The sequence below is a fragment of the Pseudomonas lurida genome, from assembly GCF_002563895.1.
Lineage (GTDB): Bacteria > Pseudomonadota > Gammaproteobacteria > Pseudomonadales > Pseudomonadaceae > Aquipseudomonas > Aquipseudomonas lurida.
In genome coordinates, this window is record NZ_PDJB01000001.1 from 5,089,499 (window position 1) to 5,103,870 (window position 14,372).

Here is a 14,372-nt window from a genome sequence, read left to right on the forward strand (position 1 = left end):
ATGCTCAGGCGACAGGCTTTGGCGGTTGGTAGCGTGCTGCTCAGCGCCCTCACATTGGGTGGCTGGACGCTGTTCAAAGGCAAAGACAAGGGGCCGCTGTTGCTGTCGGCGCGGGATGACGCGGACGGCAAGCACTACGCCGTGGGCTTTCGCCTGGATGGCAAGCAGGTGTTTGCCACCCAGGTCGGCCAGCGCTGCCACGACATCATCAACCACCCGACACTGCCGATCGCACTGTTTGTCGCCCGTCGCCCGGGCACCGAGAGTTACCTGATCGACCTGCGTGATGGCGCGCTGCTACAAACCATCACCTCCAATGCCAATCGTCACTTCTATGGCCACGCGGTCATTCACAAGAGCGGCGACTGGCTGTACGCCACCGAAAACGACACGTCCGACCCCGGCCGTGGCCTGCTCGGCGTGTACAGGTTCCAAGGCGAGCGGCTGGTGCACAGCGGCGAAATCTCCACCCACGGTATCGGCCCGCACCAGGTGTCGTGGATGCCCGATGGCGAAACCCTGGTGGTGGCCAACGGCGGCATTCGCACCGAAGCCGAAAGCCGCGTGGAGATGAACCTCAACGCCATGGAACCGAGCCTGGTGCTGATGCACCGCGACGGCAGCCTGATCAGCAAGGAAACCCTCGGCCAGCAAATGAACAGCGTGCGCCACATGGGGATTGCCAGTGATGGCACCATCCTCACCGGGCAGCAGTTCATGGGGCCGTCCCAAGAGCGTTCCGAATTGCTGGCGATCAAGCGGCCGGGACAACCGTTCGTGGCCTTCCCGGTGGCCGATGAGCAGTTGCAGGCCATGGGGCACTACACCGCCAGCGTTGCAGTGCACAGTGAACTGCGCCTGGTGGCGCTCACCGCACCGCGGGGCAACCGCTTCTTTATCTGGGACATGGACAGCGGTGCGCTGCGCCTGGATGGGCCGCTGCCGGACTGTGCGGGTGTGGGTGCCGTAGAGGATGGCTTTGTCGTGACGTCGGGCCAGGGTCGTTGCCGTTTCTACGATTGCCGCCAGAAACAACTGGTAGCAAAACCGTTGGAATTGCCCGCGGGGCTCTGGGACAACCATCTCCATCTGATCTGACGTGATGCCTTGTAGGCGTCCGGCTTGCAGGGCGCCTACAGGTCCGTTGCCTGCCAGGAATACCGTCTGGAATCCCCACTACACTCGGAGTAATGTTCCGGGCTTGTCTGTCTTCGTCTGCCCCAGTTTTTCCAAGGAATCGGAATATGCTGCGCCGTCGCATGCTGATCATGTTGGGTGTCGTCCTGCTCATTGTCCTGCTGCTGGGGGGCTATAAAGCCTTTTCCATCTATCAGCAGATTCAGGTGTTCTCTACACCCAAACCGCCGGTCAGCGTGGCCGTCGCGACGGCGGCTGAGCAGCCCTGGCAACTGCGCTTGCCTTCTGTGGGTACGCTCAAGGCGTTGCAAGGGGTCAACCTGAGCCTGGAGGTGGCCGGCACAGTCAAGGACGTGCAGTTCGAATCCGGCCAGAAGGTCAGGGCCGGGCAGCCCCTGGTGCAACTCGACAGCGCGGTGGAGAGCGCCCTGCTGGAAACCGCACAGGCCGATCTGGGCCTGGCCCAACTGGATTACGGTCGCGGCAGCCAACTGGTGGGTAGCCAGGCCATCTCCAAAGGCGAGTTCGACCGCCTCTCCGCGCAACTGCAAAAGAACAAGGCCACGGTCAATCAGCTCAAGGCCTCGCTGGCGAAAAAACACATCGTCGCGCCGTTCAGCGGCACCATCGGCATCCGCCAGGTGGACGTGGGTGACTACCTGGCCAGCGGCACAGTCATCGCCACCTTGCAGGACATCAGCAGCCTCTATGTCGACTTCTACATTCCCGAGCACGCGGTGCCGAAGGTCGCCCTCGGGCAGGCGGTACAGGTAGAAGTCTCGGCTTACCCTGGCGAGCAATTTTCCGGCAGCGTCAGTGCGATCAACCCCAAGGTCGAGAACAGCACACGCAATGTGCTGGTGCGCGCCACCCTGGCCAACCCGAATGGCAAGCTGTTGCCCGGCATGTTCACGAGCCTGGATGTGCTACTGCCCAATCCCGCTCCGCAGATCGTGGTGCCCGAAGGTGCGATTACCTACACCCTCTACGGCAACTCGGTGTACGCCGTGGCCGAGAAAAAAACCGACGGCGGTGAAGTGGAAAAGGATGCCAGTGGCAAACCCGTGCTGATCGCCGAACGACGATTCGTCGAGACGGGTGAGCGACGCGGTGGCCTGGTGCTGGTGACCAAAGGCTTGAACGCCGGCGAGCAGGTGGTCAGCGCCGGCCAGTTGAAACTGGACAACGGCACGCCCATTGCCATCAGCCCGGACAAAAACCTGCCGGCAGGGCACTGAGCCATGAAGTTCACAGACGTGTTCATCCGCCGTCCGGTGCTGGCCATGGTGGTCAGCCTGCTGATCGTGCTGCTGGGCTTCCAGGCCTACAGCAAGCTACCGCTGCGCCAATACCCGAGCATGGAAAACGCCCTGATCACGGTGACCACCGCCTACCCCGGTGCGAATGCCGAGACCATCCAGGGCTATATCACCCAGCCCCTGCAGCAAAGCCTGGCCAGCGCCGAAGGCATCGACTACATGACCTCGGTGAGCCGCCAGAACTTCTCGGTGATCTCGATCTACGCGCGCATTGGCGCCAACAGCGACCGGCTGTTTACCGAGCTGCTGGCCAAGGCCAACGAGGTGAAGAACAAACTGCCGCAAGACGCCGAGGACCCGGTGCTGAGCAAAGAGGCTGCCGACGCCTCGGCGCTGATGTACATCAGCTTTTCCAGCGAGCAACTGAGCAACCCGCAGATCACCGACTATCTGTCTCGGGTGATCCAACCCAAGCTCGCCACCCTGCCCGGCATGGCCGAAGCGGAAATCCTCGGCAACCAGGTATTCGCCATGCGTATCTGGCTCGACCCGGTGAAACTCGCGGGGTTCGGCCTCAGCGCCAGCGACATCACCGACGCCGTGCGCCGCTACAACTTCCTTTCCGCCGCTGGCGAGGTCAAGGGCGAGTTCGTGGTCACCAGCATCAACGCCAACACCGACCTCAAGTCCGCAGAGGCCTTTGGCGCGATCACCGTCAAAACCGATGGCGACAGCCGCGTGCTGCTGCAAGACGTGGCGCGGGTCGAAATGGGCGCGGAGAACTACAACGCCATCAGCTCGTTTGGTGGGACGCCGTCGGTGTACATCGGCATCAAGGCCACCCCCAGTGCCAACCCACTGGATGTGATCAAGGAAGTGCGCAAGATCATGCCGGAACTGGAGTCCCAGCTGCCGCCCAACCTCAAGGCAGAAATCGCCTACGACGCCACGCTGTTTATCCAGGCGTCGATCAACGAGGTGGTCAAGACCCTGTTTGAAGCGGTGCTGATCGTGATCGTGGTGGTCTTCCTGTTCCTCGGCGCCCTGCGTTCGGTGGTGATTCCGGTGATCACCATCCCGCTGTCGATGATCGGCGTGCTGTTTTTCATGCAGTTGATGGGCTATTCGATCAATCTGCTGACCCTGCTGGCGATGGTCCTGGCCATCGGCCTGGTGGTGGACGATGCCATCGTGGTGGTGGAAAACATCCACCGGCATATCGAGGAAGGCAAGACCCCCCTGGATGCGGCGCTGGAAGGCGCGCGGGAGATTGCCTTGCCGGTGGTGTCGATGACCGTCACCCTGGCGGCGGTGTATGCCCCGATTGGTTTTCTCGAAGGGCTCACCGGTGCCTTGTTCAAGGAGTTCGCCCTGACCCTGGCCGGGGCGGTGATCATTTCCGGCATCGTCGCCCTGACGCTGTCGCCGATGATGTGCGCGGTGTTGTTGCGCCACGATGAAAACCCTTCAGGCCTGTCACACCGCCTCGACCGGATGTTCGACAGCCTCAAGCGCCGCTACCAGCGCATGCTCCACGGCACCCTGAACACGCGGCCCGTGGTGATCGTGTTTGCACTGATCGTGCTGTGCCTGATCCCGCTGTTCCTCAAGTTCACCCAGACGCAGCTGGCGCCTGACGAAGACCAGGGCATCATCTTCATGATTGCCAGCGCACCGCAGCCGACCAACCTGGAGTACCTCAACACCTACACCGACGAGTTCATCCAGATCTTCAAAGCGTTTCCGGAGTACTACTCGTCGTTCCAGATCAACGGTTTCAACGGCGTGCAATCGGGCATCGGCGGTTTCCTGCTCAAGCCGTGGAACGAGCGCGACCGCACCCAGATGCAAATCCTGCCTGAGGTGCAAAAGCGCCTGGAGCAGATTCCCGGCCTGCAGGTGTTCGGCTTCAACCTGCCCTCCTTGCCAGGCACGGGTGAAGGGTTGCCGTTCGGCTTTGTGATCAATACGGCCAACGATTATGAGTCGTTGCTCGAGGTGGCCAATCGCGTGAAAAAACGCGCGATGGAGTCGGGCAAGTTTGCCTTCGTCGATATCGACCTGGCGTTCGACAAGCCCGAAGTGGTGGTGGACATCGACCGCGCCAAGGCGGCGCAGATGGGCGTGTCGATGCAGGACCTCGGCGGCACCCTGGCAACCTTGCTGGCGGAGGCAGAAATCAACCGGTTCACCCTGGACGGGCGCAGCTACAAGGTGATTGCCCAGGTCGAGCGTGCTTACCGCGATAACCCAGAGTGGCTGAACAACTACTACGTGAAAAACGCCAAGGCGGAGTTGTTGCCACTCTCGACCCTGATAACCGTGACAGACCGCGCCCGCCCTCGGCAGTTGAACCAGTTCCAGCAACTCAACTCGGCGCTGATCTCGGGGTTTCCCATTGTCAGCATGGGCGAGGCCATCGACACCGTGCGCCAGATCGCCCTTGAAGAAACCCCGCCTGGCTATGCGTTCGACTACAGCGGCGCGTCCCGGCAATTCATCCAGGAAGGCACGGCGCTGTGGGTAACGTTTGGCCTGGCCCTGGCGATTATCTTCCTGGTGCTGGCGGCGCAGTTCGAGAGCTTCCGTGACCCACTGGTGATCCTGGTGACGGTGCCGTTGTCGATCTGTGGGGCGCTGATTCCGCTGTTCCTGGGTTGGTCGAGCATGAACATCTACACGCAGGTTGGTTTGGTGACGCTGATCGGCTTGATCAGCAAGCACGGGATCCTGATCGTGGAGTTCGCCAACCAGCTGCGCAAGGACAAGGGCCTGACGCCCCGCCAGGCGGTGGAAGAAGCTGCGGCGATTCGCCTGCGTCCGGTGCTGATGACGACCGCAGCGATGGTGTTCGGCATGGTACCGCTAATTTTCGCGACGGGCGCGGGCGCGGTCAGCCGGTTCGATATCGGTATGGTGATTGCAACAGGCATGTCGATTGGAACCTTGTTCACCCTGTTTGTATTGCCCTGTGTTTATACGTTGCTGGCCAAGCCTGACAAACACATTCCGCTGTAGGCGCGAGCTTGGTCGCGAGGTCGTTAACGAAAACGCCGCGTATGCCGGTGGATCCATGTTCGCGAGCAACAACCCGGCGCCCCCTCGCATGCACGCGTAAAACGCCATGTCCGGGCGCAAAAAAAGGGCCTCGCACTGCGAGGCCCTTTCATTTGGGTTTGAATCGTTTCAACTCTGCGGCCTCATGCCTTGAGACATGCCAAACATGAACAGCAACAGCTCATGATCAGGCTTGGCCGCCACACTCGCCTTGGCAACACGCGGCAACAGGCATTGCCCGCCACCCTGCGTTGCACTGAGGACCTGTGTGCGAGGCTGTTCCCAGGCCGCCAGCGCCAAGGCTGCAACGCCTAACGCCCCGACCAGGAACAAACCTCGTGCTATTTCTAGCTTCATCTGGTTAAACCCTTGATAGCGCTGCCAAACGCCGTCTCGTAAAAGTAGCTGAGTTTCTTCCAGTCGGTATCGTTCCACGACGAATGGCGGCGCAATTGCAGCATGTCATGGGACGCGGCCCGATAAGCGGTCAAGCGCTGACGGCATTTCTCGAAATCCAGCAACGCCACTTCCACGTTGGCCGCATCACCCTCACCCGTCACCCGCACGAAAATATGCTTGATGTACAGGCAGCCGTGCTGCCAGCGGCCCTTGTGCATCCGCGCCAAGGTCGAGGCCAGCTCCTTGAGCAGACGCTCGTGCACCCCCTCGCCGTACTGCTCGCGGCCACCGGCGGCGTACCAGTTTTCGATTTCATCGAAACCATCAAGGGCGGCAGTGACCAACAGTGCCTTCCACTGATGCTCGGGGTCGCGGCGCGCCTCGCAAAACACCATTTCCGGAACACGCACATCCAACAGGCGCAGGCCTTTGATGGCATCGCGTTCGCGCAGCACAGTGGGACGACCGAAGGGGTGCAACCAACTGCGGTAGATATGCCCGGTCTGGCGCTTGCTGTAGAGCAAGCGGCCATTGGGCCCCATTATCCGTTGCACGCCACTTTCACCACCACGCCGACGGTTGGGCTCCTCGACCCACTCGCCCTGCTGGCGCCAGAAATAATCAAATCGCTCTTCGGGAGCTACGTGACTACCTGCTACGCACTCAACTGCCATCCTGTTACCTCTTGCGCAATACATACACTCGCCACATGGCGTAGAGCGGTATGAAGTCCAGGGACTCCTGAACACGAAAACCGGCTTCCTCGAATTCTGCTTCAACAGTAGCAGCCGGTAACACAAACCGGTTTTGGTAACCTTCCTGCTCACCTCTTTTGCGACGTTTGACTTCGGCGCGCTTGCGTTTCCAGGCCTTGAAATTGCCATCTACCCACAGCGAAATGATCACGCTGTCGCGGGTAACACGCTGAAACTCCCGCAATATCGCCAGCCTGTGCGCCGGATCACCAATGTGGTGCATGAGGCGCATGCAAAAGATGCTGTCGACCGAGTTATCTGGCAAATCGATATCGAAGGCAGACGTTTGCAAGGGCCGTACCCGTTTCACCACGTCCGCCGGTTGCGCGATCGTCGCGACCTTCAACATCGACGCCGAATTGTCGGCACCGATAATCACGCGGTTGGGCTTTTCCGCCAGCAGCGGCCAGAAACGACCGGCACCGCATGGCAAGTCCAACACCAGCCCCGGCTCACCCGCCATGGCCAGCGCGCCGCGCGCCAATTGCTCGTCGCGTTTGTGGGACAGCCGGCGAGCCAGATTGTCCTGATGCTTGAGCAAATAATTTTGCGCGTGCTCGTCGTCGTACTTTTCGGAAAACTCAAGTTTGATCGGGGTAGACATCACTGATCTCCAGTTACTGATGCCTACAACCTTAAGCAGTGAACTGTGAGCAACTGGTCAACCAGGTGTGAAAAAGTTGTCCTGTCCAATCCCATACATTTCAAGACTTTACAGACACAGTTGATATCACGGGGCCATCTCCGCCGAATAACGGCGATCTCTGGCAGGATAGCGGCAGGGGTTGGCGTCAGGCGTTGACCTGACTCAATTGCACATGAAAGCGGCAGCCATTGGGCTCCATGGTACTGAGGCTCACGCTCCAGCCCTGGTTCTCGCAGATACGCTGCACCAGCGACAATCCCAGGCCCAGGCCTTCACCGCGCTTCTCGTTGCCGCGCACGAAAGGCTCGAACATCGCTTCGCGCTTGTCTTCAGGAATGCCTACGCCGGAGTCTTCCACCACGAAACCGCTGGGTTCCAAGGTGAGGCGGATAAACCCGTGTTCGGTGTAGTGCAAGGCATTGCGCAACAGGTTGCCCATTACCGCGTGCAGGAAGGTGGTGTTGTAGCGCGTGTCCAACGGGTTACCCGGTTGGTAGATCAGCTCCAGGCCTTTACGCTCGATTTGCTCACGCCAGATGCCGATTAAATCGTCGGCCACCTGCGGCAGCGTCACCTGGGGCGACATAGAAGCGTTGTCGTGTTCGGCACGGGCAAGCATCAGGAAGGTCTGCACCAGTTCGCGCATCTCTTCGCACGCCCGGGCGATACGCTGCACCTGGTTACGCCCGCGCTGGTCGATGGCAGGGTTTTCCAGCAACAGCTCGCAGGAGCTGGCCAGCACCATCAACGGCGTGCGCAATTCGTGGCTGACATCGCTGGTAAACATCTGCTCACGGGACAATGCCTGACGCAGGCGTCCCAGCGTGGCATCGAAGGCCACGGCCAACTCGCCCACTTCGTCCGCCGCGTAGTCCGGCGCCAAGGGCGGTGCCAGGCCCAGCAACTGGTCACGGTGACGTACCTGGCGGGCCAGGCGCACCACCGGCGCCATCACCTTGCGCGCCAGCACCCAGCCGAGGAACACCGCCAGCGCCAGGCTGAGTACGAAGCCCACCAGCACGACCGCAAACAGTACGCGCTCGCGCTCTTCGAAATCGCTCTGATCCTGCAGCAACACGTAGCGCCGGCCATCGATCACTTCGACCATGGCGTGGTACGACAACGCCTCGCGGAACACTTCATGAAAGCCGGGCTCAAGGTGGCGCAGGTCCTTGGGCAATTCGAAGTCGCCTGGCCCGCCGCTGAAATAAAACAGCTGGTCCGGCTCAGGCCGATGCCGCCAGTCCTCCATCGTGTCCATCAACAGCAGGCGCTGCAAATCACCCCCCAGCCCGGCCGAGATCAACTTCTCTTCCACCAGGTGCACGGTGGCAACGATACCCATGGCGAAGGCGCCCGCCACCAACGCACTCATCAAGGCAAAGGCGATGATGATCCGTTGAGCAAGGCTTTGCTTAAACTCCATCTCGACCCTCGGCCAAGCGATAACCGACGCCGTGCACCGTTTGCAGCAGGGGTTTGGCGAACGGTTTATCGATCACTTGGCGCAATTGGTGAACATGGCTGCGCAAGCTGTCGCTGTCCGGGCAGTCGTCGCCCCACAGGGCTTCTTCAAGAATTTCGCGGCGCAGCACGTGCGGACTCTTCTGCATCAGCACCGCCAGCAGCTTAAGGCCGACCGGGTTGAGCTTGAGCAGGCGCCCTTCGCGGGTCACTTCCAGGGTGTCGAGGTCGTAGCTCAGGTCACCCACCTGCAGGGCACGGCGACCGCCACCCTGGGCACGGCGCAGCACGGCTTCGATGCGCGCGGCCAGCTCCGACAGGGCAAACGGTTTGAGCAGGTAATCATCCGCGCCGGACTTGAAGCCCTGCAGCCGATCATCCAACTGGTCACGGGCGGTGAGCATGATCACCGGCGTGTCACGGCGTGCGTCTTCGCGCAGGCGCTTGCACAGGGTGTAGCCATCGATGCCAGGCAGCATGATGTCGAGCACGATCAGGTCGTAGTGCTCGGTGGCCGCCAAGTGCAGGCCTGACAAACCGTCCTGCGCACAATCTACGGTATAGCCCTTCAAACCCAGGTAATCCGCCAGGTTGGCCAGAATATCGCGGTTGTCTTCAACCAATAAAATTCGCATGGGCAGTGTCTCCGTACGCGGTAACAGCCGTGTTGGCTCGCGCAGCTTAAGGCCAAGTGTGGCTTACGACTAGGGCAGTGGCGCGACTCTATAGGTTTTTTCAACCCATTCATTGGCTTCACGCGCTTTTCACTATCGCTTCACTCAGCGCCCACACAAAGGTTGTCAGGATAATGCCCCGTTATGCCTGGCAAAACCTGGGCATAAAAAAGCCCCGCCTGCATCACTGCAGGCGGGGCTTTTTCAGTACAGGGGTAAGGCTGGCTTACATCATGCCGCCCATGCCACCCATGCCGCCCATGTCTGGCATACCGCCGCCAGCCGAGCCTTCAGCCTTCGGCTTGTCAGCAATCGCCACTTCGGTGGTCAGCAACAGACCAGCGATAGAAGCGGCTGCTTGCAACGCCGAACGGGTCACTTTGGTTGGGTCCAGGATACCCATCTCAACCATGTCACCGTATTCGGAAGTGGCAGCGTTGTAACCGTAGTTACCTTTGCCGTTCTTCACTTCGTTGACCACAACACTTGGCTCGTCGCCGCTGTTGGAAGCGATCTGGCGCAGTGGGGATTCAACGGCGCGACGCAGAACAGCGATACCGACGTTCTGGTCAGCATTGTCGCCTTTGAGGTCAACCAGAGCTTCCAGGGCACGGATCAGTGCAACGCCACCGCCAGGTACCACGCCTTCTTCGACGGCTGCGCGGGTTGCGTGCAGGGCGTCTTCAACGCGGGCTTTCTTCTCTTTCATTTCAACTTCGGAACCAGCGCCAACCTTGATAACGGCTACGCCGCCGGACAGCTTGGCCAGGCGCTCTTGCAGTTTTTCACGGTCGTAGTCCGAGGAAGTCTCGGCAACCTGGGCGCGGATCTGGTTGATGCGCGACTGAATGTCGCCGTCAACGCCAGCACCGTCAACGATGATGGTGTTTTCCTTGGAGATGGTCACGCGCTTGGCGCTGCCCAGGTTTTCCAGGGTGGCGCTTTCCAGGCTCAGGCCGATCTCTTCGGAGATGACGGTACCGCCGGTCAATACGGCGATGTCCTGCAGCATGGCCTTGCGACGGTCGCCGAAGCCTGGAGCCTTGACGGCTGCGACTTTAACGATGCCACGCATGTTGTTCACAACCAGGGTCGCCAGGGCTTCGCCTTCAACGTCTTCGGAAACGATCAGCAGTGGGCGGCCGGCTTTGGCAACGGCTTCCAGGACTGGCAGCATTTCGCGGATGTTCGAGATCTTTTTGTCGACCAGCAGGATCAGCGGGCTTTCCAGCTCGGCAACCATGGTTTCTGGCTTGTTGACGAAGTACGGGGACAGGTAGCCGCGGTCGAACTGCATGCCTTCTACAACCGACAGTTCGTTTTCCAGGCCAGTGCCTTCTTCAACGGTGATCACGCCTTCTTTACCGACTTTTTCCATGGCTTCGGCAATGATGTCGCCGATGGAGCTGTCGGAGTTGGCGGAGATGGTGCCTACCTGAGCGATAGCCTTGGTGTCAGCGCATGGCTTGGACAGGTTTTTCAGCTCGGCAACAACGGCAATGGTCGCCTTGTCGATGCCGCGCTTGAGGTCCATCGGGTTCATGCCGGCAGCGACGGCTTTCAGGCCTTCGTTGACGATCGACTGAGCCAGGACGGTAGCCGTGGTGGTGCCGTCGCCTGCGTCATCGTTGGCACGGGAGGCAACGTCTTTGACCAGCTGCGCGCCCATGTTCTCGAAACGGTCTTCCAGTTCGATTTCTTTGGCGACGGAAACGCCGTCCTTGGTGATGGTCGGAGCGCCGAAGCTCTTCTCGATGATCACGTTACGGCCTTTCGGGCCCAGGGTCGCTTTTACTGCGTCAGCCAGGATGTTGACACCGGTGAGCATTTTCTTGCGGGCGGAATCGCCGAATTTAACTTCTTTAGCAGCCATGATCGATATTCCTTAAATACTTTGTAGTAACGGGAAAATGAGCGGGGAAATCAGTCTTCCAGAACAGCGAGAATCTCGTTCTCAGCCATAACCAGCAGGTCTTCGCCGTCGACTTTCACAGTGTTGCTGCCGGAGTAAGGGCCGAATACAACCTTGTCACCGACTTTAACGGCCAGCGCACGCACATCACCGTTTTCCAGGGTCTTGCCTGGGCCTGCAGCGACGATCACACCGTGGTTGGCTTTTTCAGCAGCCGAACCTGGCAGAACGATACCGCCAGCGGTTTTCTTTTCTTCTTCGCTGCGACGGATTACGACGCGGTCGTGCAGAGGACGAAGCTTGCTCATTGTCGATCTCTCCTAATTGTGTTTTTCATCGGCCGGTGTCTGTACCGGCGGGTTGTATTCCGGCTGTGCCGGTCGCGCCTCGCCAAGCAAGACGCGGAAGTCTGTCTGGTGTCGCCACCAGAAACCTTGCGGTGACCGTTACATAAGGGCGCATAAGCTTATTACAAGGGGTCGGGGATGAATTTTTTTGCGTCCGTCGACCCATAAATGCAACACGGCACCCGAAGGTGCCGTGCCAGTGAAGCGGTTACTTGCTGTCGCGGTGTTCGAACTCACCCTCGATCACATCACCTTCGCGCCCCAACGGTTGGCGCGGAGCCGGGCCGCCACGGGGTTGCAGGTCGTCGGCGAACGCTCGCTGGCGGATCGCAGCCTCTTCGGCACGCTGGCGCATCTTGCCGGCGAGCAGCTTGCGGGTGACGGGCAGCAACATGACCAGGCCGACCACGTCGCTGATGAAGCCTGGCAGGATCAACAGGCCACCGGCCAAGGCCATCATCAGGCCTTCAAGCATGGTCTGGGCGGGCAGCTCGCCACGGTTCAGGCTTTCACGGGCACGCAGCGCCGTGGCCAGGCCGGCGACACGCAGCACCAGGACGCCGAGCATCGAGCCGAGAATAATCAGCAGCAGGGCTGGGAAAAACCCGATCGCACCGCTGACTTGAACGAATACGAACAGCTCCAACACCGGGAATAGCAGAAAGAGCAACAAAAAAGGGCGCATCAAATGGTTCCTCAACGCAAGAATGCCTTGCCAGTCCACCTTAGATGACGTCGCCATTTCGTGAATTCAAGCGTCAACGGCCTCTTTTTTCGGCCAGACCTCGGCGTGAGCCAATAAAACCAGGGCTTCGCGGACTTGTGTCGGCGTGTTGCAAGACTCTGCAAACGGCAACCAGTGCAGCGACTGTCCAATTCGCAGGTGCATGCCTTCACTGTCGATACCGGCCAGCTGCGCGGGCTCGGTGGCAGGTAGGCCGGCCAGTTCGACGTAGTGGGCAATGGCCTTGGTGTGATCGCTGTTCATGTGCTCGACCATGCTGCGTTCAGCCTTGCCGGCGAACGGGTTGGCCAGGGTCAATTGGTCCACCCAGTGAATCGCGCCGAAGCCACCGATGTAGCGATGACGCACCGGCTTGAGTACCCAGAAATCGAAGTCGTGGGCCTTGTGGTAGTTGGCCGAATCGGGGAAGTAGCGATAATAACGCTCGGCCGCTGCCTCGATGGCATCGCCCTCTTGCAGTTTCTCGGCTTCGGCCAGGTACGTCAGGCGCCCAACGGCCTGCACGTCATCGGCCTCACGCTCACCCACGAGCAACGAGCACTTGGGGTCCTTTTGCAGGTTATGGGTATGTTGGGCAATACGGCTGATCAGGATCAGCGGGCGGCCCTGCTCGTCGAGGCAATACGGCACGACCGAACCGAAAGGGAAGCCAGGCATGGCTTTGGACAGTGTGGACAGCGCCCCACGGTATTCCTTGAGCAACAGCTCTCGGGCGTTCTTGGCAACCTGTGCGCTCAACGTTTGACTCCTCGGGTATTCAGCCCCCCATGGCCTATGGGAATGGCTCTCAACGCAAGGTAATCATTATCGGCAAAGGTTGCCAAGCAGGTTTTGCCTGGCGGTGTTACCAGGCCACGCCGAAGCCTGCGGTGTAGCGGGTCTTGCTCAGGCTGCTGTCGGAGTCGCCGCTGATAATGTCGCGCTCGGCCTTGAGGTTGAGCGAGGCCCATTCGGTGACTTTGTAGCGCAGGCCCATTTCCGCATCCAGGGAGTACGCCGACGGCCCACCGAGGGGCCTGCCCACTTCGCCATTGGTGAAGAACTCAACGGTCTTGCCCACCAGGTAGCGGTTGTAATTCCACTTCATGGCCAGGGAATAGAAGTTGTCCTTGCCACCATCGGAATATTGGTAGTCGGTGCGGTTAAGCAGCGACCCCAGGGAGAACGCACCCAACTCATCGTCCCAGAACTGATAACCCGGGCCGGTACCGACGGTGCGCTGGCGGGACAGGTCTTCAACCTTGTCGCGCTTGTAGGTCAAGCGCCCCTGCCAGAACCAATGCTCGGTCAGGAAGCGGTCAAGGTCGTATTCCAGGGCCCAGTTGTCGGTGGTAGTGACATCGTCCTGGAATTCACGGTTGTACTCACCCTGGCCGGTATGGCGCCATTGGCCATGACGGGCCGTGGTCTTGAAGTCGATATCGTAGTCGTTGGTGTCTTTGTCCGCGCGCTTGTAGTCCAGCGCCATGTCCACATTGCCCTTCCAAACCAGGTCTTCGATCACAGGCTTGGGCTTGAGCATTTGCTGGATGCTGGCCAACTCGACGGTCTTGGGGGCTTCGCCATTGGCCAGCACCACCTTGCCGTCCTCCGCTGGTTTCAGCGACTTGGCCTTCTCGCCGGTGTAGGCGTCCTGCTTGACCAGCAGTTCCTGGTCGCTTTCCAGGGTCTTCACCTGTTTCCAGTCGACCGGAATGGCCCCCGCATAATCGGTCTGGATCAGCAGTTTGCCACCGTCGAAGACCTTGATCTTGCCGGTGAGGCGGTCACCGTTCTTCAACCAGACGGTATCGGCCAGCAAGGGCGTGGAGGCGCTGAAAACAGCGAGGCACAGCAGGGTTCTGGACAACATAAGCGGATAAGGAGCTCAAGGTTGGCGAAAAAGGGCGATTATCGTGTTAGATAGCTAGGACTGACTCAAGTATTTATATTGAGTTCAATTCTCATCGCCATGTTTACAGACGTTTCTTACAGATT

13 protein-coding genes are annotated in these 14,372 nt (G+C 59.9%); 3 read left to right on the plus strand and 10 right to left on the minus strand.

The genetic code is table 11. The features are described 5' to 3' along the window. The 3 genes from ATH90_RS23125 (at position 1) to ATH90_RS23135 (ending at position 5,414) form a co-directional block, all read left to right on the plus strand. Positions 1-1,098: a DUF1513 domain-containing protein gene (locus ATH90_RS23125; RefSeq protein WP_098467320.1), complete on the plus strand. Its 1,098-nt coding sequence runs from the start codon at positions 1-3 to the stop codon at positions 1,096-1,098. Positions 1,099-1,244: 146 nt separating this feature from the next. Further along, positions 1,245-2,375 (plus strand): efflux RND transporter periplasmic adaptor subunit, encoded by a 1,131-nt coding sequence (locus tag ATH90_RS23130; protein ID WP_098467321.1) that lies wholly within the window; start codon positions 1,245-1,247, stop codon positions 2,373-2,375. Between the two features lie 3 nt (positions 2,376-2,378). Then, positions 2,379-5,414, plus strand: coding sequence for a multidrug efflux RND transporter permease subunit (locus tag ATH90_RS23135; protein WP_034109197.1), 3,036 nt, complete (start codon positions 2,379-2,381; stop codon positions 5,412-5,414). A gap of 168 nt (positions 5,415-5,582) precedes the next feature. Here the strand turns inward: ATH90_RS23135 and ATH90_RS23140 are convergent, their stop codons facing one another. The 10 genes from ATH90_RS23140 to ATH90_RS23185 all read right to left on the minus strand — a co-directional run bounded on the left by ATH90_RS23140 (position 5,583) and on the right by ATH90_RS23185 (position 14,247). Further along, a complete protein-coding gene (locus ATH90_RS23140; protein ID WP_034109198.1) occupies positions 5,583-5,810 on the minus strand; it encodes a hypothetical protein in 228 nt (75 codons plus the stop codon). Beyond that, positions 5,807-6,526 carry a lipopolysaccharide kinase InaA family protein gene (locus ATH90_RS23145; protein WP_034109199.1) on the minus strand — a complete coding sequence of 240 codons (720 nt, stop codon included), beginning with the start codon at positions 6,524-6,526 and terminating at the stop codon, positions 5,807-5,809. The genes ATH90_RS23140 and ATH90_RS23145 overlap by 4 nt, the downstream gene beginning before the upstream one ends. Before the next feature lie 4 nt (positions 6,527-6,530). Further along, positions 6,531-7,211, minus strand: a complete 681-nt coding sequence (locus tag ATH90_RS23150) for a class I SAM-dependent methyltransferase (RefSeq protein WP_034109200.1) — start codon at positions 7,209-7,211, stop codon at positions 6,531-6,533. A gap of 187 nt (positions 7,212-7,398) precedes the next feature. After that, entirely contained in the window at positions 7,399-8,679 is a 1,281-nt protein-coding gene (locus ATH90_RS23155) for a sensor histidine kinase (protein WP_069078240.1), read from the minus strand. After that, the gene (colR, locus tag ATH90_RS23160; RefSeq protein ID WP_003175870.1) at positions 8,669-9,352 is read right to left on the minus strand and encodes a two-component system response regulator ColR; all 684 of its coding nucleotides are present in this window, start codon (positions 9,350-9,352) and stop codon (positions 8,669-8,671) included. The genes ATH90_RS23155 and colR overlap by 11 nt, the downstream gene beginning before the upstream one ends. Before the next feature lie 265 nt (positions 9,353-9,617). Further along, positions 9,618-11,264: a chaperonin GroEL gene (groL, locus tag ATH90_RS23165; protein WP_034109202.1), complete on the minus strand. Its 1,647-nt coding sequence runs from the start codon at positions 11,262-11,264 to the stop codon at positions 9,618-9,620. A gap of 50 nt (positions 11,265-11,314) precedes the next feature. Continuing rightward, complete coding sequence (locus ATH90_RS23170) at positions 11,315-11,611, minus strand: co-chaperone GroES (protein ID WP_003175874.1); 297 nt, start codon at positions 11,609-11,611, stop codon at positions 11,315-11,317. A gap of 247 nt (positions 11,612-11,858) precedes the next feature. Further along, entirely contained in the window at positions 11,859-12,335 is a 477-nt protein-coding gene (locus ATH90_RS23175; RefSeq protein ID WP_025854816.1) for an FxsA family protein, read from the minus strand. 66 nt (positions 12,336-12,401) lie between these two features. After that, positions 12,402-13,133, minus strand: coding sequence for a HugZ family pyridoxamine 5'-phosphate oxidase (locus ATH90_RS23180; protein WP_098467322.1), 732 nt, complete (start codon positions 13,131-13,133; stop codon positions 12,402-12,404). A 106-nt stretch (positions 13,134-13,239) separates the two neighbouring features. After that, positions 13,240-14,247, minus strand: a complete 1,008-nt coding sequence (locus tag ATH90_RS23185; protein WP_034109204.1) for a DUF481 domain-containing protein — start codon at positions 14,245-14,247, stop codon at positions 13,240-13,242. Between the last annotated feature and the right edge of the window lie 125 nt (positions 14,248-14,372).